Source organism: Bradyrhizobium sp. SZCCHNR2028, assembly GCF_032380995.1.
Classification (GTDB): Bacteria; Pseudomonadota; Alphaproteobacteria; order Rhizobiales; family Xanthobacteraceae; genus Bradyrhizobium.
In genome coordinates this window covers 635,537-657,927 of record NZ_JAUHJF010000001.1, presented here as the reverse complement: position 1 = coordinate 657,927, position 22,391 = coordinate 635,537, and the positions used below count along the sequence as shown (strand labels likewise).

Below are 22,391 nucleotides of genomic sequence, written 5' to 3'. Positions count from 1 at the left end.
TGCGTTGAGGGGACGTCAAGCGGCGGTGCGGCCACCATCGACGGTGTAGGCGGCGCCGGAGACGTAGCTGGCATCGTCGGAGGCGAGGAAGGCGACGATCGAGGCCACCTCTGCGCCCTGGCCGAGTCGGCGTGCGGGGACGCGATCGACCACCTTGTCGGCCGGAACCGGGGCGCCGCTGCGTCCTTCGATGATCGCGCTCAGCATGCGGCTCTCGATCAGCCCGGGGCAGATGCAGTTCACACGCACATTGGTCCCGGTGCACTCCCAGGACGCGCTCTTGGTCAAGCCGATGACCGCGTGCTTGCTGGCGCTGTAGACGGCGATCTGCGGCGAGCCGATCAGGCCGGCGATCGAGGCGGTGTTGATGATCGAGCCGCGGTTCTGCTTCAGCATCACCGGAAGCACGTGCTTGAGGCCGAGGAAGACGCCGACGACGTTGACGTCGAGCACGCGACGGAACGCCTCCAGCGGATAGGCGTTGATCGGCTTGATCTCGCCTTCGATGCCGGCGTTGTTGAAGAACACGTCGATGGTGCCGAACCGATCGCACGCTTGTCGCACATAAGCCGTGACCTGGTCCTCGTCGGTGACGTCGGCGGCCACGGCGAGCGCCTCGGCGCTTGCGGGCAGGGCGGCCGTCGCGGCGGCGAGATCGGCCTCGCGCCGGTCCACCGCGACGATGCGGGCACCGCGTGCGGCCAGCAGCCGCATGGTCGCGGCGCCGATGACGCCGGCCGCGCCGGTAACGACGGCCACTCGGCCGTCGAGACGGATCGAATCAGACATCGGTTTCCTTCCCTTTGACGCCGGTTCCGATCCGGCTCTTGATCACGACTATCTCATTGGATGAACCGGCTGACCAGCACGCGGAGCGCTGGCAGCTCGCCCTTCCCCCGCCGTATTCGACATGTTAACGGGAGGGCTGATCGAGAGCGGCGGATGGGTCATGACGCGATTTGATTGTCCCGAACCCCGATTCGCCTGATAAAGCCGCGCGAGATGCACCGAACAATCGTCCTGACCGGTATCGCGGCATTGCTGGCCGCCACATCCCTCACGCTGTCCGTGCCGGCGCGCGCGCAGATCGGTACCATTTTCTCCGATCCCGTTCCGCGCCCGCCGGGCAACATTCCGCGCCGTGGCGAGCCAATTCCGCCTCCCGAGGAAGAGGAGGAGGTCCCGGAGCTGCCGCAGGGCCGGGTGCTGCCGGCGCCGACCCGTCCGCCGCCAGGGCAGGGCGCCGCCCTGCCGGGCCCGGTCCAATCCCAGCCGCTGGCGCCGCCGCCGGGAACGACGATCCTGCCACAGAACAATCCCCCAGTCGCGGCCGTGCCGCCGCCCGGCCAGGCTGCGCCCGGTCAGCGGCAGGCACCGGCTCGCGGCGCACCCCAGAATGCGGCGATCCCGCCGAACGGCGCGGTGCCGCAGACGCCGGCCACCATCCAGCCGGGCGACGAGGTCGTGACCGAGCCGCCGGCGCAGAAGATCGTGAACAAGAAGGCGAGCTTCTCCGGGCTCGACAAGATCACCGGCCGCATCATCAATTTCGACGAGGACATCGGCGAGACCGTGCAGTTCGGCGCGCTCCGGGTGAAGACCGACGCCTGCTACACGAGGCCGGCCACCGAGGCCGCCAACACCGACGCGTTCGTGCAGGTCGACGAGATCACCTTGCAGGGCGAGGTGAAGCGCATCTTCTCGGGCTGGATGTTCGCGGCCAGCCCCGGCCTGCACGGCGTCGAGCACCCGATCTACGACATCTGGCTGGTCGACTGCAAAGAGCCGCAGACCACGGTCGTCAGCGCAGCCCCCGATCAGAAGCCCACGCCCACGGCGCAGCCGGCACAGAAGCGGCCGCCGCAGCAGAGGCAGGCGGCTCCCAGGCCGCCATCGCCGCCGCAGCAATATCAGACCCAGCAGGTGCCGCCACCGCCGCCGCCGCCCCAGGCGGGCGGACCGTTCGGCGGAGTGTTCAGATAGCGGGTCTCAGCCGCGCGCGGCGATGATCGCCAACGCTTCGGTACCCGGCATCGGCCGATCAACCGCCAGCCTGGCGAAATTGGCGGCCGGTCCCCTCAGGGCCTTTTCGAGCAGCACGGTGTAGCGCCGGCGCGGGATCTCGACGGCGCCGAAGGTCTTGAGGTGCTCGGTGACGTATTGGGTGTCGAGCAACTCGAAGCCGCCGGCGATCAGCCGCGCGACGAGATGCACCAGCGCGACCTTCGAGGCGTCGCGGGTGCGATGAAACATGCTCTCGCCGAAGAAGGCGCGGCCCAGGCTGACGCCGTAGAGGCCGCCCACAAGCTCGCCATCCTGCCAGCATTCGACGCTGTGGCAATGGCCGAGCGCGTGGAGGCCGCTGTAGAGCTCGCGGATACGCTTGTTGATCCAGGTGTCCTCGCGGCCGGGCTGCGGCTCGGCACAGCCATCCATCACCGCCTTGAAGGCCTGGTTCACGGTCACGGTGAAGGTGTCCGATCGCACCGTGCGCGCAAGGCGCGAGGCGACGCGAAAGCCGTCGAGCGGAATGACGCCGCGCAGCTCCGGCTCGACCCAGAACAAGGTCGGGTCGTCGGCGCTTTCGGCCATCGGGAAGATGCCGCAGGCATAGGCACGCAGCAGGACCTCGGGCGTGATCTCGGACGCTGCAGAGTCGCGCGTATTCATGGGATCAGCATAGCAGGCCGACGTCGGGTGCGCGATGGTCGCGTGCCGCCTGCGTCGGCTCAGCCGACCCCAGCAGCCGCGGGCTTGGGAGCATCTTTTTCGAGGCGGAAGCGGACCACGATCTTGGTGCCGGCATGGCTCGGATCGGGGCCGACGGTGGCATCGAGCTTGGTCGCCATGGCGCTGACGATGCGCTGGCCCATTCCGGTCGAACGCGGATCGCTGGTTGCGTTGAGGCCGACGCCGTCGTCGGCAATCGACAGCACGATGTCCTCGCCTGCAAGCTTCAGCTCGACATGGATCGGGCCCGGCCCATCGGGGTAGGCGTATTTGACCGCGTTCATGACCAGCTCGTTGACGACGATGCCGATCGCGACCGCGCGATCCGGGTCGATCTCGACCGGCTCCGCCTTCAGGGTCAGCCGCGACATTCGGTTGCCCTCGGCCGAGCGGCGCAGGTCGTCGAGCAGCGAATCCAGATACTGGTTGAGCAGCACGCTCTTGAGATCCTGAGACGTGTAGAGCCGGCGGTGCACCTGCGCCACGGCGGCGACGCGGCCCATCGCATTGGTGAGCGCGGCCTTGACGTCGTCCTGGGTGCTGGAGTTGGCCTGAAGATGCAGCAGTGAGGCGATGATCTGCAGCGAATTGCCGACGCGGTGATTGACCTCGCGCAGCAGGACCTCGCGTTCGGCCGCCAGCGCCGCGTAGCGGTCGCGTGACGCCCGCACTTCGGCCTCCGCCTCGTCGCGGGCCTTCTGCAGCCGTGCCTGCCGCACCGCGCCTTCGGCTGCGACCTGCAGCAGCGGGACGAACTCGCCCTGCACGTCCTTGACGAGGTAGTCGGCTGCGCCCGCCTTCAGGGCCGTGACCGCGATCTTGGAATCCTGCGAGGCGGTGACGAACACCACCGGCGGCGGTTCGGGCAGCGCCATGATGCGCTCCAGCGTCTCGAGCCCGTCGAAGCCGGGCATGTACTGGTCGAGCGCAACGACGTCGATCCCGCCGCGCTCCAGCCGCTGCAAGCCCGAGCTGCCGTCGGCGGCGTGTTCCACCGTGAAGCCCAATCGCTTGAGCCCGCGCTCGACCAGCCGCGCCAGCGCCGCGTCGTCGTCGATGTAGAGCAGCGTGGGGGCGGCGGAGCTCATGCGGCGGGCGGAACCTGGATGACGGAGAAGAACAGGCCGAGCTGGCGAATGGCGTTGGCGAAGCTTTCGTAGTTGACCGGCTTGGTGATGTAGACGTTGCAGCCGAGCTCGTAGCAGCGCTTGATCTCCTGCGAGTCGTCGGTCGTGGTCAGGATGACCACGGGCGCGCTCTTCAGGAAGCTGTTCTGCTTGACCATCTTGAGGATGTCGATGCCGGTCATGTCCGGCAGGTTCAGGTCCAGCAGGATCAGCAATGCTTGCCCCTTGTGATCGAGGCCGGTGCCGTCAGCACCCAGCAGATACTTCACGGCATCTGTACCGTTGGTGAACGGCTTGATCTCGTTGTTGACTCCCGAGCGGCGGATGTTGCGCTCGATCAGGCGGGCGTGGCCTTCGTCGTCCTCGATCATGATGATCGTTACGGGCATGGTCATCGGTCTGAGTTCCGGGTTGAGGCGTTCCAGTTGATCGGGAGCGTGATGGTGAACGTGCTGCCCTGGTCGAGCTCCGACGCGACCGACATGGTTCCGCCGAGCCGGCGCACCAGCGCGCGCACATGGGCCAATCCGATCCCCTGACCCGGACGGTCCTGGGTCCCGGCGCGGCGGAACAGATCAAAGATACGTTGGTGATCCCTGGGATCAATCCCCCGGCCATTGTCCGTGATCTCGAAGATGGCGAAACCGAGTTTGGTGCGGGCGCGAATGGCGATGTCGCCGGCAACGCCGGGCTTCAGATATTTGATCGCGTTGTCGATCAGGTTGGAGAAGATCTGCTCCAGCGCAAGGCGGTCGCTGACGATGGCGGGCAGCGGCTCCACGCGGATGGTGGTGTTGGTTTCCGCAGCCTGATGCGCGAGCGTCGAGACGATGCCCTCGATCAGCTCGCGGGTGTCGATGCGCACCGGCACGAACTCGCGGCGGCCTTCGCGGGTCAAATTGAGGATGGCGGTGATGAGCCGGTCCATTTTTGCGATCGAGGACTTGATGAAGCCCAGCGCCTCGGTGAAATCCTCCGAGAGTTGCTTGTCGGCGCCTTCCAGCTCCGGCTCGGTGCCTTCGGCGGGCGGCGGCGCGTCCGACACCGCGCGCGCGAGCGCCGCGATGCGCCGGAAGATGTCGCTGCGCAGCTCGTCGAGCTCGCTGGTGAAGCCCATGATGTTGACCAGCGGCGAGCGCAGATCGTGGCTCACGATGTAGGCGAAGCGCTGGATCTCCTCATTGGCCTCGCGCAGGTCCGCGGTGCGCTCGTCGACGGTGGCTTCGAGGTTGAGGTTGCTCTCGCGCAGCTTGGCCTCGGCCTCGTCGCGGGCGCTGGTTGAGCGGCGCACAAGGAGCAGCGAGATGACGGCGAGCAGGACGACCAGCGCCGAACCGGCGACAGTGACGATGGTCGCGAGCTGCTGGCTTTCGTCGGCATTGGTGGTTCGCACCGCCAGCAGGCGTTCCTCCTCGGTGCGCATCGCCTCGGCGGTGGTACGCATGGTCGTGCTGCTGTCGATCGATGCGGCATCGCGCACCAGGGCCACCGCACTGGGAAGATCGCCGGACGCGACGAGAGCCTTCTCCCGGTCGAATTGCGCCAATCGGGTCTCGATGATGCTGCGCAATCTGGCGAGGTTCGCCACCTGAGCCTGGTTGTCGGCGAGGAGCGTCGCAAGCTTGTCGAGCACGGGCCGGATCGCGGCAACGGCGGCTTCGTGATCTCTGAGAAAATCCGGGCCCTGGGTCAGCAGGTAGGCGCGGGCGCCGCTCTCGGCGCGGCGGACCTCGAGCAGCAGCGCATTGATCTGGTTCTCCGCCTCGATGGTGTGCACCACCCAGGCGCTGTCTCTGCGGGCCTTGTTGACCAGCAGCACCGAGGCCGTGCTGACGACGACCAGCACCAGGAATCCCGCCGACAACAGCAGGATTTGTCCTAGCGTGCGCCTCTGTCTGATCTCAGGCGCCACCGCTCACTCGCATGCCGATTGAAATACCTGCCCCCTCAGCGGAACCGCCGACAGAGCAGAACGTCGTGCAGACCGAAGAGTTCCCGCCGGGCCGCGGGATTCTTCAGGTGCTGCTCAGTCCGCGTTCTGGCCGGCGAGATACTGCTCGAGCCAGTGGATGTGGTAGTCGCCATCGATGATGGCGGGCTCGCGCACCAACGCCCGGAACAGCGGCAGGGTGGTCTCGATGCCGTCGACGACCATCTCGTCCAGCGCCCGCCGCAGCCGCATCAGGCACTCGACCCGGGTCTTGCCGTGGACGATCAGCTTGCCGACCAGCGAGTCGTAATAGGGCGGGATCACGTAGCCCTGATAGACCGCCGAATCGATGCGGACGCCGAGGCCGCCCGGCGGGTGGTACTGCAGGATCTTGCCCGGCGAGGGCCGGAAGGTGACGGGATTTTCCGCATTGACGCGGCACTCGATGGAGTGGCCGTTGATGACGACCTGATCCTGCGTCATCGGCAGGTCGCCGCCGGCCGCGATGCGGATCTGCTCCAGCACGAGGTCGATGCCGGTGATCATCTCGGTGACGGGATGCTCGACCTGGATGCGGGTGTTCATCTCGATGAAGTAGAACTCGCCGTCCTCATAGAGGAATTCGACGGTGCCGACGCCGATATATTTCAGCTCCTGCATCGCCTTGGCGACGGTCTCGCCGATCTTGGCGCGGCTGGCCGGGTCGAGCACCGGCGAGGGGCCTTCCTCCCAGACCTTCTGGTGGCGCCGCTGCAGCGAGCAGTCGCGCTCGCCGAGATGGATCGCGCCGCCGCGGCCATCGCCGAGCACCTGGATCTCGATGTGGCGGGGCTTCTGCAGATACTTCTCGAGATAGACCGAAGCGTCGCCGAACGCGGATTTGGCCTCGTTGGCCGCGGTGGTCAGCGCCAGTTGCAGGTCCGCCTCGGTGTGGGCGACCTTCATGCCGCGGCCGCCGCCGCCGGCGGCCGCCTTGACCAGCACCGGAAAGCCGATCTCCTTGGCGATCGCCATAGCGTCCTGGTCGGGCGTCACCGCACCGTCGGAGCCGGGAACGACCGGAATGCCCAGCCGCTTGGCGGTCTTCTTGGCCTCGATCTTGTCGCCCATCAGGCGGATGTGTTCCGCCTTGGGTCCGATGAAGTGCAGGTTGTGGTCGGCGAGGATCTCGGCGAAGCGCGCGTTCTCCGAGAGGAAGCCGTAGCCGGGATGCACGGCGTCGGCGCCGGTGATCTCACAGGCGGCGAGCAGCGCGGGGATGTTGAGATAGCTGTCCTTCGACGGCGGCGGGCCGATGCACACGCTTTCGTCGGCGAGGCGGACATGCATGGCATCGGCGTCGGCGGTGGAATGCACCGCGACGGTGGAGATGCCGAGCTCCTTGCAGGCCCTGAGGATGCGAAGGGCGATTTCGCCGCGATTGGCGATGAGGATCTTGTCGAACATGGTGCCTCGGGCGCGAGTGGCGAGTAGCGAATAGGGAGTAGCGAATAGGGAACGGACGGCTATTCGCTATTCGCCATTCGCTACTCGCAATTATTCAATGATCACCAGCGGCTCGCCGAACTCAACGGGCTGGCCGTCCTCGACCAGGATCTGCGTCACCGTCCCGGCGCGCGGTGACGGAATCTGGTTCATCGTCTTCATCGCCTCGATGATCATCAGGGTCTGACCGACCGACACCTTGGAGCCGACCTCGACGAACGGCTTGGCGCCGGGCTCGGGCGCCCAATAGGCGGTGCCGACCATGGGCGAGGGCACCACGCCGGGATGTTTGGACAAGTCCGCGCCGGCGGCTGCCGCCGTCGCAGCTGCGACCAGGGGAACGCCAGCGGCGACCGCTCCGATGGACGAATGGACGGCCGCCGCAACGGTCACGTTGCGGGCAACGCGGATGCGAAGGCCGGCACGCTCCAGCTCGATCTCGGTCAGGCTGGTCTCATCCAGCAGCGCTGCGAGCTCGCGAATGAGCTGGCTGTCTTCGGATTTCGCGATGGTCTTGTCGTCGGGCTGGGGCGCCATGATCTGATCCGGAACGTTGGGTGGCGTGAGGACTGTGACGTCAGGCTTGCGCTAGATGTCGGTCTGCGTATCGGCTTTGGCGCCGATCTTGGCGGCGAGGCCAGTGATCGCGAGCCGGTAGCCGTCGATGCCGAAGCCGCAGATCGAGGCAAACGCCGCCTTCGCGGTGAAAGAATGGTGCCGAAAGCTCTCGCGAGCGTGGATGTTGCTGATGTGCACTTCAACGGTGGGGATCTTCACCCCCATCAGCGCGTCATGCAGGGCGATGGAGGTATGAGAGTAGGCGCCGGCATTGAGGATGATTCCGACCACACCGCGGCTGCGGGCCTCATGGATGGAGTCGACTAGCACGCCCTCATGGTTGGACTGCCGGCACTCCGCCACCAGGCCGAAGCGGGCAGCCGTCTCGACGCAGAGCCGTTCCACGTCGGCGAGGGTGGCGTGGCCATAGGTCTCCGGCTCGCGGGTGCCCAACAGGTTGAGGTTGGGTCCGTTGAGGACATAGATCGTGTTGTGAGCGGCGTCGGCCATTCCCATCCCGGCGGTGTGGCGGCAGTGGGCGGCGTTATAGGTAACAAAGCCGCCAAGGGGAAGCCTTTCGGCAGCTAGGCCGGCCGTTCGAGGCTTGGTCCGTCACACGAAAAAACCGTCTTAAGTGTGCGAAATCGCTGATTAACCAGGTTTGTCCACCGGGCTGCACGGGCTGCGTGTGATCGCCCTTGCGTGCTCTTTGCGCAATAGATTTGCGCAATAGAATGGGGCGGGCATTGCTGCCCGCCCCATGTCCTCATCGCCTGCCTGGTCGGGATCAGGCGTCGAGAACTGCGACGATCTCGTGGGTGCGAGGATCGATTACGATGATCTGCTCACGAACCAGGATGAAGTCATATCCGCGCCATTCCGGATAGATCGTCACGACTTCGGCCGGGAGCCTGTGGAAGTGAACGTCGCGCGGCACCCGGGTGCCGACCGAGATGTTGAAGTTCACGTTGGTCACCGGTTCGACGCGCTGGCTGCGGATCACGCTGGTGATCTTGGTGCGCTGCTCGGTCGTGAGCTTGGCGCCGGCGCCGGCCAGTCCGGTGGTGGTCTGCGACCGGTCGCTGCCGGTCTTGGTTTCGGCGTTCGTGCTGGTGCCGCTCTTGCTGTCGCGGCTCTCGGCCTTCATGCTCTTGGAGCCCGCCTTGTCGCTCTCGGAGGTCGCGCCCTTGGCAGTCGGACCCTTCATGCCTTCCTCGGCGCGCTGGCCCTTGGTCGCACCAGACTTCTGATCCGACTGGCTGGAGCGCATGTCGGACGCGCCGCCGGCCGCAGGCGAGGCGCTGTCGCGATGCATCGTGCCGCCGGGCGCGTTCATGCCGCCGGACTGTCCAACTGCCCCGCCCGCACCGCCGGCGCTCTGCGCATGAGCAAAACCTGCACCCGCCAGGAGCGCGATTGCAGCAACTGATACCATCAAGCGATTGGTCATCCTCTATCCTCCTCGTATTGGCACTGCCCGCGCCGACAACGGCAGGAGGTAGGAGTCGTTCCGTGCGTCTCCGATCGTTCCGGAAAAATGTCGCAGATCGCAACTTTATGAACGGATGCTCAGGGTCATGAATGCTGCATGACGACGGCGATCAGTTGCGCGTTGACGGCGACCTCGCGCGAGCTACGCGCCGTGACGTTCGCGCGCGTAGCGGAGGAGCGCCAAGAATCGATAGAGGCCGTGCACGAACTTGCCATAGGGCATCGTGATGAAGATCGCGAACACCGCACCGAGATGGACCGCGAGCAGCACGCCCATCGTGCTGGTCTCGCGAAGCACGAGGAGAGCGAGTCCGGTCGCGCCGGTGAGGACGAGCATCGCCAAGAACGCGACATCCATGCCGCGGCTGCCGCCGTCCATCATCGCCGGCTCACGCCTGCGCTTGGCGGCGTAGAGTCCGAGCGGACCGACCACGATGCCTATTCCGCCGAGCGTGCCGAGCACGACGGGTAGATCCCACAACGGATAGGGCGCCTCGCGGTGCAGAAGATAGTGATAGAGCGTCGCGACGCTGGTCGATGCGAAGCAGAGCACGAAGCCCCAGAACGTCAGATGGTGATAGAACCGCCGGGTGTCGCGCGGCCGCTCATCCTCGTTGTAGCAGCCGACGCCGCCGCCATCGAGATAGCGCAGGCTGCCTGCGTCGCGAACGGCGCGCAGCAGCGGACGTGAGCGCGTCAGGGTCGAGCTCGGCTCGCCGATGTCATTCCAGAAGGCCCGAGCGCCCATGATGATGGCGATGATGGCCCACAGGAAGGCGGCGCCGAACAACAGCGCCATCGTGTTGTGAGGCATGAGCGCGTAGAACGATCCCGGGCCGTGCCGGCTTGCAAACAGCGCGGCGGGATCGTTGAAGGCCACGAAGCCGAGGACGAACGCGGCCATGCTGATGACCGCGATGAGCGATATGGCAAGGCCGTTGCGCCTGAACAGCGGCGCCAGCGCGCGCGGCCAGGCATAGTCGGCGTAGCTCTCGTGCCGTACCCGGGTCAGAACGGACGGGACGCGAACGTCGAATTCGTGCGGCGGCGAGAATTGGCAGTCGACGTAGCAGGCGCCGCAGGCATGGCAGAGATTGGCGAGATAGTTGAGGTCGCCGCCGGTGAAGGCGCGGCGCATCTCCATGGCCGGAAACACGGCGCAGAGGCCCTCGCAATAGCGGCAGGAATTGCAGATCGTCATCAGCCGATCCGCCTCGGTCAACGCCTCACTGCGCTGCATGTGTCGCTGCTCCCCGGCCCGCGATGCGGCCGAACACGCTGCCGATCGTCATGCCGATGCCCGCAGCATAGCCGCGGCCGAGCACGTTGCCGGCCATGATCTCGCCGGCGGCGTACATGTTGTCGGCTGGCCCGCCGGCCTTCATCATCATCCTTGCCGCTTGATCGACGCGCACGCCGAGGTAGGTGAAGGTGATGCCGGGCTGGACCGGATAGGCGTAGAAGGGCGCTGAATCGAGACGGCGCGCCCAATGCGATTTGGGCGGCGCCAAGTTCTCGGTGCGACAATCGTCCAGGATGTCGGGATTGAAGCTGCCGTCGCGCACCGATGCGTTGAATTGCGCGACGGTGGTGGTCAGCTTGTCGGGATCGAGGTCGAGCTTGCCGGCGAGCTCGGTGATGCTGGCCGCCTCGATCGCGGGGTAGAGCGATGGCATGAACAGGTTCGCCGATTTCGCGTCGAAGATGATGTAGGCAATCTGGTTCGGCTGGGTCGCGACCAGGCGGCCCCAGATGGCGTAACGCTTCGGCCAGACATCCTCGCCTTCGTCGTAGAATCGCTCAGCGTTGTTGTTGACGACGATGCCGAACACGACGCAGTCGAGCCGCGTGATGATGCCGCCGTCATATTTGGGCGCCCGCGCATCGATCGCCACCGCATGGCATTGGGTCGGGTCGCCGATACTGTCGACGCCGGCGCCGAGCAGCATGTCCAGCACCGCGCCGCGATTGTTAGGCGTGCCGCGGATCAGGAAGTTACGGGCGATCTCACCCCAGCCCTCGACCAGCTTGTCGATGTTGGATTCGAAGCCGCCCGCGGCCGCCACCAGCGCCTTGCCGCCGATGCGCATCCTGCCGTTGCCGTGCTGCACGATCGCCGCGCGGAAGCGGCCGTCGTCCATCTCCAGCCCCACCACCTCGGCCTCGTAGCGCACGTCGACGCCGAGGAGCTCGGCGGTGAGATACAGCGCATTGAGCATCGCCCGGCCGCCGCCCAGGAAGAACGAGTTGGTCCGTCCTAAGCTCAGCGTTCCGCCGAGCGAGGGCTGGAAGCGCACGCCTTGTTCGACGATCCAGTCGAGCATGTCCTTGGACTCGCGGATCATCAGGCGCGCCAACTGCTCGTTGGTCTGGCCTTCGGTGACGCGCAGGAGATCGTCCCAGAACTCGTCCTCGGTGTAGGGGCCGCTCAACGTTGCGGTCGCCGCGTCATGGGCGCAGCGCATGTTGCGGGTGTGGCGCGTATTGCCGCCGCGATAGAACTTCGAGGCGGCCTCCAGCACGATGACCGAGGCCCCGGCGCGCCGTGCTGCAATGGCGGCGCAGAGGGCCGCGTTGCCGCCGCCGGCCACGACGACGTCGTAGGTCAGGGGATAGTCGACGATATCGCTCTGATCAGTCATCGCAGGCCCTTGCGAACGCAAGGCGGCAGGCCCTGGATCGGCGTGCGTCCGCACAGCCACGCCATCGGCATGCCAGCCGTCGGCCTAGCGATGATGGACAGTGCTGAAGTGCCGGCTGCGGAGGCATGTGTTCGTATACTATTGTATACGAACACATGCAAGAGATACTGTTGTTCGGAACAAGGTTGTGAGACAGTGACCCCATGTCCTCGGAATCGCCATCGCTCACCATCGATCGTGACAACGTCTCTCTCGGCGAGGCGGTATTTCGTGCGCTGTGCCATGCGCTGGAGAACGGCCTCTATCGCTCCGGCGATCGACTGCGTGAGGACGAGGTCGCCCAGAAGCTGAACGTCAGCCGCACGCCGGTCCGTGAGGCCTTCGGCAAGCTGGTGGCCAAGGGGTGGGTGCAGCCGGCTGGTGGCCGCGGCCTGATCGTGCGAAGTCTCGACGAGAATGAAATCCTCGAGCTGTACGCGATGCGGGAGATTCTCGAAGGCGCTGCGGCCCGGCTCGCGGCACAGTATGCCGTGCCGGCCGAGATCGCGGCGCTGCGCGACATTCATGCGCGCTTCGTCAGCGGGGAGGGCGACGCCGTCGAGCTCGCGCGGCTGAATCGGCTGATGCACGGTGCGATCCAGCGCGCCGCGCGCAACCGCTATCTCGATGCCGCCCTCGAGGACATGCATGTGGCGACAGCGCTGCTGGGAACCACAACGTTTGCGGCCGAAGGACGTCAGGCAACGGCCGCGGCCGAGCATGGTGAGCTGATCGAGGCGATCGCGATCCGCGATCCCGATCGGGCCGAGGCGATTGCACGCGGCCACATCCGCGAGGCACTTCGAACCCGGCTCGGCATGAAGCTGACGGGATAGGCGAGGGCGGCGGCGCCACCGGTCTCTTGCTTCTTCACCGGCTCACGGCAAAAGCAGAAGGCCGGCTGATACAGCCGGCCTTCGATTGATCTCGTGATGGCGAGACGCTTTGACAGATATGCTCAGCAGCTCGCCTTGCCGCAGCGGGCCGTGCTGATCTTCTCGCGCAGGCCCTCGACGCCGACGGCGCCGATCACGACCTGCTTGCCGATCACGTAGCTCGGCGTGCCGTTCATGCCCATCTCCTCGGCGAGCTTGAAGTTCTCCTCGATCGTCGCCTTGGCCTCGGGGCTCGCCATGTCCTTCTCGACGCGGGCCATGTCGAGGCCGAGTTCCTTGGCCACCGCGAGCGCGTGGGCCTTGTCGGCCTGGCCGCGGCCGCCGAGCAGCTTCTGGTGGAAGTCGAGATATTTCTGCGGGGCCTGCATCCGAACGGCAACCGCGACCTGCGCGGCCTCGACCGAGCCCTGGCTCAGCACCGGAAATTCCTTGAGCACGACCTTCAGCTTCGGGTCGCTCTTCATCAGGTCCATCATGTCGGCCATCGCGCGCTTGCAGTAGCCGCAATTGTAATCGAAGAACTCGACGAACGTGACGTCGCCATCCTTGTTGCCGAGCACGACACCGCGCGGCGAGTTGAAGATGGTTTCGGCGTTCTTGCTGATGCTGGCCTCGTGCTTGGCCGCCTCGGCCGCCGTCTGGCGCTTCTGCAGCTCGGCCATCGCCTCTTCGAGCACCTCGGGATGCGCGATCAGGTAGTTTCGGACGATGGTCTCGATCTCGCCACGCTGGCTGTCGGAGAAGCTCTCCGCCGACGCGAGCTGAGGCACGCCGCAGAGCGAAAGCGCGAACAACATCGCGGGAATGAGCGTGCGGACTGACGGCATGAAGGAGGTCCTCTGGGTCAAATGATCGGGTCCTTGTCGATGGTCGTGATCGGTATCTTGATATTCTGGATCGGATGATAGCAGTAATTCAAAACTTCAACGGGCGCCAACCCCCGCTGTCCGACACATTACTGGCCGGAAAGCGGCTTTGCCGTGACGATGTCGTCGGCCTTGACCCAGCCCGGCGACCCTACCGCGAAGCGGGTTTTCGCACGCGAGGCAAGCTCGCGCGCCGTCTTGTTGTCGCCACGCAGGAAGGCGGCCTGCGCCGAGGCGAGATCCGCCTCCGCATAGTCGCCCTTGCGGCCATAGGCCATCGCGAGCTGGGAATAGCCGAGCGGTGCCTCGGATTCGCGCGCGACTGCCGCGCGCAGGATCGAGATCGCCTCGTCAGTGTAGGCTTTGTTCTCGGATGCCACCAAGGCCTGACCAAGTAACATCTCGATGAGCGGAGCGTTATTGGACAGGTGCACCGCCTTGCGCAGCGGGGCGATCGCCTCAGTGGGACGGCCGCCCTCCAGCAGGGCCTGGCCACGGACCTCGTAGAAATAGGCGTTGTTGGGTTGCACCTGGATCAGGGCGTCGATCTGGCTCAGGGCGCTGCGCAGGTCGCCATGCAGGTAGGTGGAGATTGCCCTGGCGTAGCGGGCGGGCAGGCTGGTGTCCGACAAGGGATATCGCCGTGCCACCGTGTCCGGCCGTTCCATGAAGGCCGAGATCTTGGCCCGGACCATGTCGTGGCGGAGCTGCAGCGCGGGGTCGTCCTTCTTGTCCCAATAGGGGCTCTGGCGCGCAAGGCCCTCGAGCGCCTCGACGCGATCGGCCGGCATCGGATGTGATTGCAGATAGGGGTCGGCGCCACGCGCGGCGAACAGGCTCTCATTGGTGAAGCGCTTGAACGTCTCGTACATGCCCTTCGGCGATTGCGCTGCCGCAGTGAGGAATTTCACCCCCGCACGGTCGGCGTTCTCCTCCTGCTGGCGCTGATACGACAACAGCGAGCGGCGGATGACCTCGCCCGGCGCGGACAGCGTCGCGGCGCCGGCATTGGCGAGGCCGCTGCCGCCGCCGCGCGCGCCGACGGCGAGGGCGCCGGCGCCGAGAATGGTGGCGATGATCATCTGGGTCTGGGCGGTGGCGAGCTGCTGGCGCAGCTTGGCGAGATGGCCGCCGGCGAGATGGCCGGTCTCGTGCGCGAGAACGCCGATCAGCTGGTTCGGATTTTCCGACTGAAGGATCGCGCCGTAATTGACGAAGATGCGGCGGCCGTCGGCAACGAACGCGTTGAAGGACGCATCGTTGATGATGACCATCTGGATGTTCTGCCTTTCGAGTCCGGCGACGCGCAGGATCGGCCGCGTATATTCACGCAGCAGCACCTCGGTCTCGGTGTCGCGCAGGATCGGCGGTCCCTTGCCTTGCTGCGCCGACGCAGGCGCGAGCGGCGCCAGCGTCACGGCCGCAGCGACGACCGCGGCAAGCCCGCCGGACAGTTTCTTGCGAAGCACGATACGGAGCGACATCAGGCGATCTTTGCAATTGGCGCGAGGCTCGAGACGGGCTATTGCCCACCAAACGGCGGAATGCGGCTCATCTGCGGCGAATGAGGCCCATGGGCTGACCTCGACCGGTTCACGGAGCGGGTCCGAACAGCCGGGGTCAATAGCAGATATCGATGGTGGATGCGACAGTGATACCGACATTGGAACAGCGGATCGCCAACCTGACGGCGCCGTCCGCGCGCAGCAATGTTCCGCCGTTCATGGTGATGGACGTGATGGCTGCGGCCGAGCGGATCGAGGCGGGCGGCGGACATGTCATCCACATGGAGGTCGGCCAACCTGCGGCGCCTGCGCCGCGAGCGGCCATCGCGGCCGCGCACGCTGCGCTCGATCAGGCACGCATCGATTACACCTCGGCGCTCGGCCTGCTGTCGCTGCGACAGCGAATCGCGCGGCACTATCGCGAGACGCACGCTTGCGAGATCGATCCGGCGCGGATCGTGATCACGACGGGATCCTCGGCCGGATTCATCCTCGCGTTCCTGGCGATGTTCGAGCCCGGCGATCGCGTGGCCGTGACCGTGCCTGGCTATCCGCCCTATCGCCACATCCTGACGGCGCTGGGCTGCGAGCCGGTGCTGATCGAGACCACGGCGGAGAACCGTCACGCCCTGACCGGCGAGGCGCTGCTTGCCGTTCACCGCAAGACGCCGCTGAAGGGCGTGCTGGTGGCAAGTCCCGCCAATCCGACCGGCACCATGATGTCGCGTGAGGCGCTGGGCGGCGTCATCGCAGCCGCGCGCGATGCGGGCATCCGCTTCATCTCCGACGAGATCTATCACGGTCTGGACTACGCGTTTCCGGCGGTGACGGCGGCGGAGCTGTCAAGCGAGGCCCTGATCATCAACTCGTTCTCGAAGTACTTCTGCATGACCGGCTGGCGCATCGGTTGGATGGTGGTGCCGGATGCGCTGGCGCGGCCGATCGAGCGTCTGCAGCAGAACCTCGCGATTTCGGTTCCGACCCTGTCGCAGATCGCTGCGGAAGCGGCGTTCGACGGCCGGACCGAAATGGAGACCATCAAGCACGGTTATCAGGAGAACCGCCGCATCCTGATCGAGGGTTTCCCGAAGGCCGGCCTGACCCGCTTTCTGCCGGCCGACGGCGCGTTCTACCTCTATGCCGACGTGTCCGACTTCACCTCCGACAGCTTCGACTTCGCCAAGCGGATGCTGGAGGAGACCCATGTTGCGGCCACGCCGGGCGTCGACTTCGATCCGATCCACGGCCGCAGCTTCGTGCGCTTTTCCTATGCGCGTTCGGCCGAGGACATGCGCGAGGCCGTCTCCCGGATCGCCCGCTGGCTCGCGTAGGGCGGGCAGGGCGTCGGCGCCCTGGCGCGCGGCGACATCCTGCAGGTGCTGCCGTTCGCGATCCCGTTCGGCTTCGCGCTGATATCGCGCGGCGAGCGCGGTCAGCGGCCGCGGGACGTGATCGACGGTACAGCGCATGCGGTGTTCGGCGTCATCGCCATCGTCATGAAGTCGGCGCCGGTCGGCGCATTCGGTGCCATGGAAGAACGTCATATGAAAACGCCCGGCCATCTGGCCGGGCGCTTTGCATTGAAGCGTCGGAAAGCGGGGGGCTTACTGCCCGCCACCGAAACGGCGGGACCACCAGCCGGCCCGGCGCGGGGCCGCAGGGGACGAGGAATCGGTGGCCGCCGGCTCGGTGGCAACCGGCTCGGACGCAGCGACGTCGACAGCCGGAGCGGGCGCGCTGCTCTCGGCGACGTTGACGGCCGAAACCGCGCTCTCGGGCCTGGGCTCGGTGAGGAAGCTGACCTTCTCGCGAACCGTCGAACGGCGCGGGGTCTTCTCGGATTCCGTCTTCGGAGCCTCGGTCTGCTGCACTTCGGGTTGTCGAGGAGCAGCCTGGGGCACGGGCACGGAGGCGTCAGCGATGGGCTCATCGGCCTCGGCTGCGGCCGCCGCATGGACCGGCGCCGCGGGTTCGGCCGGTTCTTCCTCGTCGTGGCGGGAAGCGCCATTGCCGTCGAAATCGGCCACGGCGGCTTCTGCCTCCGATGCCGAAGCCGGCGCTAGCTCGTCGCCGATTGACGCGGCGAGACCTTCTTCCGCGCCACCGCGCCGACGGCGACCGCCGCGGCGTCCACGCCGGCGCGGACGCCGCTCGCCGCCAGGCTGATCCGTCTGCTCGCCTTGGGCGAACGCAGGCTGTTCCTCCGACTCGTCGTCTTCGCCGTCGGAGTCCTCGGCTGACTGCTCGGCGGCAAGGCCCGGCTCTGCGGGCTGCAGTCCGGCCGTTCCTTCAGGCAGCGTGCCCTCGCGGGTCTCGCCGCCGCGGCCGCGCCGGCGCCGTCGCCGCTTGCGGCGCGCGCCGTCCCGCTCGCCGTCGGCAGCGCTGCCGTCGGCCGCGTCCTCGGACAGACCTTCGGTCTCCTCGGTCTCGACCTCGGATTCCGTCTCGATGTCGAACGTCTCCTCGTCGTCGAAGACTTCCTCGGCCACCAGCGGCGGCGCGGAGGCCTGCGCCGCGAGCAGCGCCTTGGCGGCCTCGAGCGTATGCACCTGCTCGCCGCGATCGATGATGAAGGATTGCTGGCCGCTCACAGTCGGATCGGCGATGACCGCGAGCGACACCTTGAAGCTGTTCTCGAGGTCGCGCAAATGGCCGCGCTTGTGGTTGAGCACGTAGAGCGCCACCTCGGTGCGGGTGCGGACCACGAGGTTGTGGGTCGCGCCCTTCATCAGCGTCTCTTCGAGGCTGCGCAAGAGCTGCAGCGCCACCGAGGATACCGAGCGCACGTGGCCGGTGCCGCCGCAATGCGCGCACGGCTCGGTCGAGCTTTCCAGCACGCTGGCGCGGATGCGCTGGCGCGACATCTCCAGCAGGCCGAAATGCGAGATGCGGCCGACCTGGATGCGCGCGCGATCCTGCCGCAGGCAGTCCGACAGCTTGCGCTCGACGGAGCGGTTGTTGCGCTTCTCGTCCATGTCGATGAAGTCGATGACGATCAGCCCGGCGAGGTCGCGCAGCCGGAGCTGGCGCGCCACTTCCTCGGCGGCCTCCATATTGGTCTTGAGCGCGGTGTCCTCGATGTGATGCTCGCGCGTGGCGCGGCCGGAGTTCACGTCGATCGAGACCAGCGCTTCGGTCTGGTTGAGCACGATGTAGCCACCCGAGCGCAGCTGGACGGTCGGCGAGAACATCGCGTCGAGCTGGCTCTCGACGCCCATGCGCGAGAACAGCGGCTGGCCGTCGCGATACTGCTTCACCGCCCGGACGTTGGTCGGCATCAGCATCTTCATGAAGTCGTGCGCCTCGCGATAGCCGGCTTCGCCGGCCACCAGGATTTCGTCGATCTCCTTGTTGTAGAGGTCGCGCAGCGAGCGCTTGATCAGCGAGCCTTCCTCGTAGACCAGGGTCGGGGCCTGCGACTTCAAGGTCATGTCGCGGACCGTTTCCCACAGCCGCAGCAGATATTCGAAGTCGCGCTTGATCTCGGGCTTGGTGCGGTTGGCGCCGGCGGTGCGCAGGATGACGCCCATGCCCTCGGGCACGTCGAGGTCCTGCACCACTTCCTTCAGCCGCGAGCGGTCCTGCGCCGAGGTGATCTTGCGGCTGATGCCGCCACCGCGCGCCGTGTTCGGCATCAGCACGGCGTAGCGGCCGGCCAGCGACAGATAGGTCGTCAGCGCCGCGCCCTTGTTGCCACGCTCCTCCTTCACGACCTGCACCAGCATCACCTGGCGGCGTTTGATGACCTCCTGGATCTTGTACTGGCGGCGCGGGCGGAAGGTGCGCTCAGGCACTTCTTCCAGCACGTCATCGCCGCCGACGGATTCAACGAGCTCTTCCTCGATCTCTTCGCCGTCGTCCTCGTCGTCCTCGTGGTCGCCGGACCCGGATTCGGCGCCGTTGTCGTCGCCCGGCACGATCGTGACGCCGTTGCCGTCATGCTCGGCTACGGGCGCGCCGTCATCGTGGTGATCATGTTCGTCGTGATCGTGATCGTCATGACCATGCTCGTCATGATCATGGCTTGCATGGTCATATTCTTCGTCGTGCTCTTCGGCGGCGACAGCGGGGCTGGCCGCCTCGGCAGAGGTCGCGTCGCCGTTCTGCGCGACCGCGGTGTCCGCGGCTTCGCCGGCGGGCTGTTCCGCAGCCGCCACACGGTCCTGCGCGGCGACGGCATCATGCGGCTCGTCGGCCTGGTCGCGCGATTCGTCGGCTGCACCGTGGTGAGCTTCGCCCGGCGCGTCCTGACCCTGGGCCTTGACCGGGCCCTCGGAGAAGCCCTGCGCCTCGCTGGGATCGGTCGCGTCGGCGTGCGGCTGATCGTCCTGCGCATAGGCGTGGTGCTCATGCGCCTCGTGGTCGGCCTCATGCCCTTGGGGCTGGGCAGGGAGGCCTGCCTCGGCGGCCTCGACGATCTCGCTCTGAACCCGTTCGCCGCTGCCGCGGCGTCGCGAACTGCGGTGCCGGTTGCGGCGGCGATTGGAGCGGTTCTCGCTTTCCTCTTCGGCTTCGCGGTGCGCGCGCTCCTCGGCCTCGATCAGAGCCTGCCGGTCGGCGACCGGGATCTGATAATAGTCCGGATGGATTTCGCTGAAGGCCAGGAAGCCGTGGCGGTTGCCGCCATACTCGACGAAGGCGGCCTGCAGCGAGGGCTCAACGCGGGTAACCTTGGCCAGGTAGATGTTGCCGCGGAGCTGCTTGCGTTGGGCCGTTTCGAAATCAAATTCCTCGACGCGGTTGCCGCGGACGACAACGACCCGGGTCTCTTCCGGGTGGGTAGCATCGATCAACATCTTGTTGGGCATATTGGAACTCTTGGAGGCGACGGGCGCGATTGGCCGCGAGCGCGTGGCGCGCTGTCGGATGACGCGACGGTCCACCTGATTCGGGGGTGAGGGGAAGGCCTAAACGCAGCTGGTCGCGCCGCGCCAACCCTGATGCCGGCGGGGCGATTGGCCGGGCAGGGGTCTGGCCCCGCATCGGCGCGGATCGTCCGCTGGTCATGGTTGGCAACTCAGTCTGGCGCATCAAGCGTCGGCCCGTCTGGAATACGTGGGCGGCAGCGGGTGCCGCCTTGCTCTGTTGCCGAAGGCCAGATTGCGCCGAAACGCTTGCCTGGATCGAATACCCACCCTGTCACGGGTGCGGTATCAGGCTATACCGTGTCTGACCTGGTGCCCGGGCGGTCTCTGCGAGGAGGCGCCTGACAGGCGCCACTCGGCTCGTGACCGGCTCTCCGTTGCGGCCGCGCGGGATCGCGCAGGCTTTGGTGGAGCGTCGGAAAGGCGCTGGAATCTCCGCCACGATCGAGGACCCGATACCGAGCACCCCGATCACGAAGCTTCCGGCGTTTCACCGGGAGGTTGAACGCGACACAACCGGCAGTAAGGATTAGCCTTCAGCCCTTCGTACATACGAGGAATGGTCAGGTCGCGCAAGCGAAGCGTCGCGGAACCGCAACAATCGGTGGCCTTTAACGAAAATGACAAAATTTGGCGGTTAACCCCTGGGATTGGTTGCGGTAAGACCATCCCGCGGAGGCATCGATTTGGCAGCTGGCCGGGCGAATTACCTTTCTTTGCTGGGATGCGCGTCGCTGTGCGTCACGCAAATGTTATGTGCGGCCGTCATTCCGGCCCGCGCCCAGAGTGGGCCGGTCGGCCAGGTGCCGCCTGCCGTGGTCGGGCCCGGGTTCCCGATCGCCACCGATGCGCGGGTCGCCGGCGATTCCCGACAGACCCGATTCGTGCTCGATCTCGACCGGACGGTGCCGTTTCGAGCCTTCCTGCTCAGCGAACCCTATCGCGTCGTCGTCGACCTGCCCCAGGTCAGCTTTCATCTGCCCACCGGAGCCGGGACCAGCGGCCGGGGTTTGGTGAAGGCGTTCCGCTATGGGATGGTGATGCCCGGTGGGTCCCGCATCGTGTTCGATCTCACCGGCCCGGCCCGAATCGCCAACTCCACTGTGCTGGATGCCGCCAACGGTCAGCCGCCGCGGCTGGTGCTCGAACTGGAGGAGGTCGACGAGGCGACCTTCGCCCGCGCCATCGGCAGCGACAGTCGTCTTGCCGCCAGGCCTGCCGATTCGAGTTCCGCGACGGCGTCGGTCGCTGTCGCAGGAAACCCTGCGCCGCCGGCAGTCCGGCCGCCGCCGACCACGGTTGCCATCGCCCCCCTTCCGACGGACGGCCCGCCGGACACCCGCCCCGTGATCGTGATCGACCCCGGTCATGGTGGCGTCGACTACGGCACACAGGGCGGGGAGGTGCCGGAGAAGAATCTGGTGCTCGCCTTCGGCCAGGCGCTGCGCGACCGGCTGGAACGGTCGGGCAAGTTCCGCGTGGTCATGACCCGAGACGACGACACCTTCATCCCGCTCGGAGACCGGGTCCGCATCGCCCAGAAGCAGTCGGCGGCGCTGTTCGTCTCCATCCACGCCGATGCGCTGCCGCGAGGTGAGGGCACTGCGCAGGGCGCGACCATCTACACGCTGTCCGACAAGGCGTCCGACGTCGAGGCGGAACGGCTGGCCGAGGCCGAGAACCGCGCCGACCAGATCGGCGGGGTCAATCTGACGGAGGAGCCGGCTGACGTGGCCGACATCCTGATCGATCTGGCCCGCCGGGAAACGCGGACGTTTTCCAACCGGTTCGCCCGTCTGCTGATGAACGACATGAAGACGGCGGTGCATATGCATAAGCGTCCGCTCAAATCGGCCGGTTTCCGCGTGCTCAAGGCGCCCGACGTGCCATCCGTGCTGGTCGAACTCGGCTATGTCTCCAATAAGGGCGATATGGGAAACTTGGTCTCCGACGCATGGCGGTCGCGCACGGCGGACGCAATGGCGCGGGCGATCGATGCCTTTCTGGCCAAGCGCATCGCCAATGCGGGCCCCGACAGGCCGGACAAGCCGGGGCCGGTACGCGCAAAGCCCTAGTTTGGCCACAGCAACATCCCTATAAACGTGCTGCGAGGCACCCGGAATCAGTGAAGATTCCTTCTCGGCAGACTTGTGATAGGCTTGACCGCTGATAGGCTTGACCGTGCGTTTCTCTGGCATGGGTCACGTGGCATTGCAGCCGACCGTGTGATTTTTGGCGGTAGCGCCCGTGGGTGCGC

At 66.4% G+C, this 22,391-nt stretch carries 18 protein-coding genes and 1 pseudogene; 5 read left to right on the top strand and 14 right to left on the bottom strand.

Annotation, left to right across the window (positions count from 1 at the left end; translation table 11 throughout):
• Nucleotides 1-15: 15 nt before the first annotated feature.
• Nucleotides 16-789: an SDR family oxidoreductase gene (locus tag QX121_RS02985; protein ID WP_315811121.1), complete on the bottom strand. Its 774-nt coding sequence runs from the start codon at nucleotides 787-789 to the stop codon at nucleotides 16-18.
• Between the two features lie 213 nt (nucleotides 790-1,002).
• Between QX121_RS02985 and QX121_RS02980 the strand changes: the two genes are divergently transcribed.
• Nucleotides 1,003-1,983 carry a DUF2155 domain-containing protein gene (locus tag QX121_RS02980; RefSeq protein ID WP_315737766.1) on the top strand — a complete coding sequence of 327 codons (981 nt, stop codon included), beginning with the start codon at nucleotides 1,003-1,005 and terminating at the stop codon, nucleotides 1,981-1,983.
• Nucleotides 1,984-1,989: 6 nt separating this feature from the next.
• Here the strand turns inward: QX121_RS02980 and aat are convergent, their stop codons facing one another.
• From aat to tcuA, 10 genes are all read right to left on the bottom strand, one after another.
• On the bottom strand, nucleotides 1,990-2,670 hold the full coding sequence (gene aat, locus QX121_RS02975; RefSeq protein ID WP_315737767.1) for a leucyl/phenylalanyl-tRNA--protein transferase: 681 nt from the start codon (nucleotides 2,668-2,670) through the stop codon (nucleotides 1,990-1,992).
• A gap of 59 nt (nucleotides 2,671-2,729) precedes the next feature.
• The gene (locus tag QX121_RS02970; protein ID WP_315737768.1) at nucleotides 2,730-3,818 is read right to left on the bottom strand and encodes a sensor histidine kinase; all 1,089 of its coding nucleotides are present in this window, start codon (nucleotides 3,816-3,818) and stop codon (nucleotides 2,730-2,732) included.
• A complete protein-coding gene (locus QX121_RS02965) occupies nucleotides 3,815-4,252 on the bottom strand; it encodes a response regulator (protein ID WP_315737769.1) in 438 nt (145 codons plus the stop codon). The genes QX121_RS02970 and QX121_RS02965 overlap by 4 nt, the downstream gene beginning before the upstream one ends.
• The gene (locus QX121_RS02960) at nucleotides 4,249-5,769 is read right to left on the bottom strand and encodes a sensor histidine kinase (RefSeq protein WP_315811120.1); all 1,521 of its coding nucleotides are present in this window, start codon (nucleotides 5,767-5,769) and stop codon (nucleotides 4,249-4,251) included. The genes QX121_RS02965 and QX121_RS02960 overlap by 4 nt, the downstream gene beginning before the upstream one ends.
• 114 nt (nucleotides 5,770-5,883) lie before the next feature.
• Nucleotides 5,884-7,233 (bottom strand): acetyl-CoA carboxylase biotin carboxylase subunit, encoded by a 1,350-nt coding sequence (gene accC / locus QX121_RS02955; protein ID WP_315737771.1) that lies wholly within the window; start codon nucleotides 7,231-7,233, stop codon nucleotides 5,884-5,886.
• Nucleotides 7,234-7,323: 90 nt separating this feature from the next.
• Nucleotides 7,324-7,809 (bottom strand): acetyl-CoA carboxylase biotin carboxyl carrier protein, encoded by a 486-nt coding sequence (gene accB, locus QX121_RS02950; protein WP_315737772.1) that lies wholly within the window; start codon nucleotides 7,807-7,809, stop codon nucleotides 7,324-7,326.
• A gap of 51 nt (nucleotides 7,810-7,860) precedes the next feature.
• Nucleotides 7,861-8,340: a type II 3-dehydroquinate dehydratase gene (gene aroQ / locus QX121_RS02945; protein ID WP_315755619.1), complete on the bottom strand. Its 480-nt coding sequence runs from the start codon at nucleotides 8,338-8,340 to the stop codon at nucleotides 7,861-7,863.
• Nucleotides 8,341-8,617: 277 nt separating this feature from the next.
• Complete coding sequence (locus QX121_RS02940) at nucleotides 8,618-9,280, bottom strand: DUF1236 domain-containing protein (protein ID WP_315780587.1); 663 nt, start codon at nucleotides 9,278-9,280, stop codon at nucleotides 8,618-8,620.
• A gap of 183 nt (nucleotides 9,281-9,463) precedes the next feature.
• Nucleotides 9,464-10,561, bottom strand: coding sequence for a tricarballylate utilization 4Fe-4S protein TcuB (tcuB, locus tag QX121_RS02935; protein ID WP_315772234.1), 1,098 nt, complete (start codon nucleotides 10,559-10,561; stop codon nucleotides 9,464-9,466).
• Nucleotides 10,548-11,963, bottom strand: coding sequence for an FAD-dependent tricarballylate dehydrogenase TcuA (gene tcuA / locus QX121_RS02930; protein ID WP_315811119.1), 1,416 nt, complete (start codon nucleotides 11,961-11,963; stop codon nucleotides 10,548-10,550). Before tcuA ends, tcuB begins: the two co-directional genes overlap by 14 nt.
• A gap of 203 nt (nucleotides 11,964-12,166) precedes the next feature.
• On the opposite strand from tcuA, the gene QX121_RS02925 reads away from it, so the two are divergent.
• Nucleotides 12,167-12,838, top strand: coding sequence for a GntR family transcriptional regulator (locus tag QX121_RS02925; protein ID WP_315772230.1), 672 nt, complete (start codon nucleotides 12,167-12,169; stop codon nucleotides 12,836-12,838).
• A 122-nt stretch (nucleotides 12,839-12,960) separates the two neighbouring features.
• Here the strand turns inward: QX121_RS02925 and QX121_RS02920 are convergent, their stop codons facing one another.
• Together QX121_RS02920 and QX121_RS02915 are read right to left on the bottom strand one after the other, a co-directional pair.
• Nucleotides 12,961-13,725, bottom strand: a complete 765-nt coding sequence (locus QX121_RS02920; RefSeq protein ID WP_315737778.1) for a DsbA family protein — start codon at nucleotides 13,723-13,725, stop codon at nucleotides 12,961-12,963.
• Between the two features lie 128 nt (nucleotides 13,726-13,853).
• The gene (locus QX121_RS02915; protein WP_315737779.1) at nucleotides 13,854-15,248 is read right to left on the bottom strand and encodes a M48 family metalloprotease; all 1,395 of its coding nucleotides are present in this window, start codon (nucleotides 15,246-15,248) and stop codon (nucleotides 13,854-13,856) included.
• Nucleotides 15,249-15,400: 152 nt separating this feature from the next.
• On the opposite strand from QX121_RS02915, the gene QX121_RS02910 reads away from it, so the two are divergent.
• Nucleotides 15,401-16,600, top strand: coding sequence for a pyridoxal phosphate-dependent aminotransferase (locus QX121_RS02910; protein WP_315737780.1), 1,200 nt, complete (start codon nucleotides 15,401-15,403; stop codon nucleotides 16,598-16,600).
• A gap of 12 nt (nucleotides 16,601-16,612) precedes the next feature.
• Nucleotides 16,613-16,801 (top strand): annotated as a pseudogene (locus QX121_RS02905) (cation:dicarboxylate symporter family transporter); the annotation flags it as partial.
• A gap of 72 nt (nucleotides 16,802-16,873) precedes the next feature.
• Here the strand turns inward: QX121_RS02905 and QX121_RS02900 are convergent.
• A complete protein-coding gene (locus QX121_RS02900; protein WP_409999303.1) occupies nucleotides 16,874-20,077 on the bottom strand; it encodes an Rne/Rng family ribonuclease in 3,204 nt (1,067 codons plus the stop codon).
• 806 nt (nucleotides 20,078-20,883) lie between these two features.
• Between QX121_RS02900 and QX121_RS02890 the strand changes: the two genes are divergently transcribed.
• Nucleotides 20,884-22,209 (top strand): N-acetylmuramoyl-L-alanine amidase, encoded by a 1,326-nt coding sequence (locus tag QX121_RS02890; RefSeq protein WP_315798563.1) that lies wholly within the window; start codon nucleotides 20,884-20,886, stop codon nucleotides 22,207-22,209.
• Nucleotides 22,210-22,391: the final 182 nt, after the last annotated feature.

Bases quoted from the DNA above. Each gene is read 5' to 3' on its own strand.
- QX121_RS02940 (WP_315780587.1), bottom strand. From the start codon at position 9,280: ATGACCAATCGCTTGATGGTATCAGTTGCTGCAATCGCGCTCCTGGCG.
- QX121_RS02910 (WP_315737780.1), top strand. From the start codon at position 15,401: ATGGTGGATGCGACAGTGATACCGACATTGGAACAGCGGATCGCCAAC.
- QX121_RS02985 (WP_315811121.1), bottom strand. From the start codon at position 789: ATGTCTGATTCGATCCGTCTCGACGGCCGAGTGGCCGTCGTTACCGGC.
- QX121_RS02900 (WP_409999303.1), bottom strand. From the start codon at position 20,077: ATGCCCAACAAGATGTTGATCGATGCTACCCACCCGGAAGAGACCCGG.
- QX121_RS02980 (WP_315737766.1), top strand. From the start codon at position 1,003: ATGCACCGAACAATCGTCCTGACCGGTATCGCGGCATTGCTGGCCGCC.
- QX121_RS02925 (WP_315772230.1), top strand. From the start codon at position 12,167: ATGTCCTCGGAATCGCCATCGCTCACCATCGATCGTGACAACGTCTCT.
- QX121_RS02890 (WP_315798563.1), top strand. From the start codon at position 20,884: ATGTTATGTGCGGCCGTCATTCCGGCCCGCGCCCAGAGTGGGCCGGTC.
- QX121_RS02915 (WP_315737779.1), bottom strand. From the start codon at position 15,248: ATGTCGCTCCGTATCGTGCTTCGCAAGAAACTGTCCGGCGGGCTTGCC.
- QX121_RS02965 (WP_315737769.1), bottom strand. From the start codon at position 4,252: ATGACCATGCCCGTAACGATCATCATGATCGAGGACGACGAAGGCCAC.
- accB (WP_315737772.1), bottom strand. From the start codon at position 7,809: ATGGCGCCCCAGCCCGACGACAAGACCATCGCGAAATCCGAAGACAGC.
- tcuA (WP_315811119.1), bottom strand. From the start codon at position 11,963: ATGACTGATCAGAGCGATATCGTCGACTATCCCCTGACCTACGACGTC.
- QX121_RS02920 (WP_315737778.1), bottom strand. From the start codon at position 13,725: ATGCCGTCAGTCCGCACGCTCATTCCCGCGATGTTGTTCGCGCTTTCG.
- accC (WP_315737771.1), bottom strand. From the start codon at position 7,233: ATGTTCGACAAGATCCTCATCGCCAATCGCGGCGAAATCGCCCTTCGC.
- aroQ (WP_315755619.1), bottom strand. From the start codon at position 8,340: ATGGCCGACGCCGCTCACAACACGATCTATGTCCTCAACGGACCCAAC.
- QX121_RS02970 (WP_315737768.1), bottom strand. From the start codon at position 3,818: ATGAGCTCCGCCGCCCCCACGCTGCTCTACATCGACGACGACGCGGCG.
- aat (WP_315737767.1), bottom strand. From the start codon at position 2,670: ATGAATACGCGCGACTCTGCAGCGTCCGAGATCACGCCCGAGGTCCTG.
- tcuB (WP_315772234.1), bottom strand. From the start codon at position 10,561: ATGCAGCGCAGTGAGGCGTTGACCGAGGCGGATCGGCTGATGACGATC.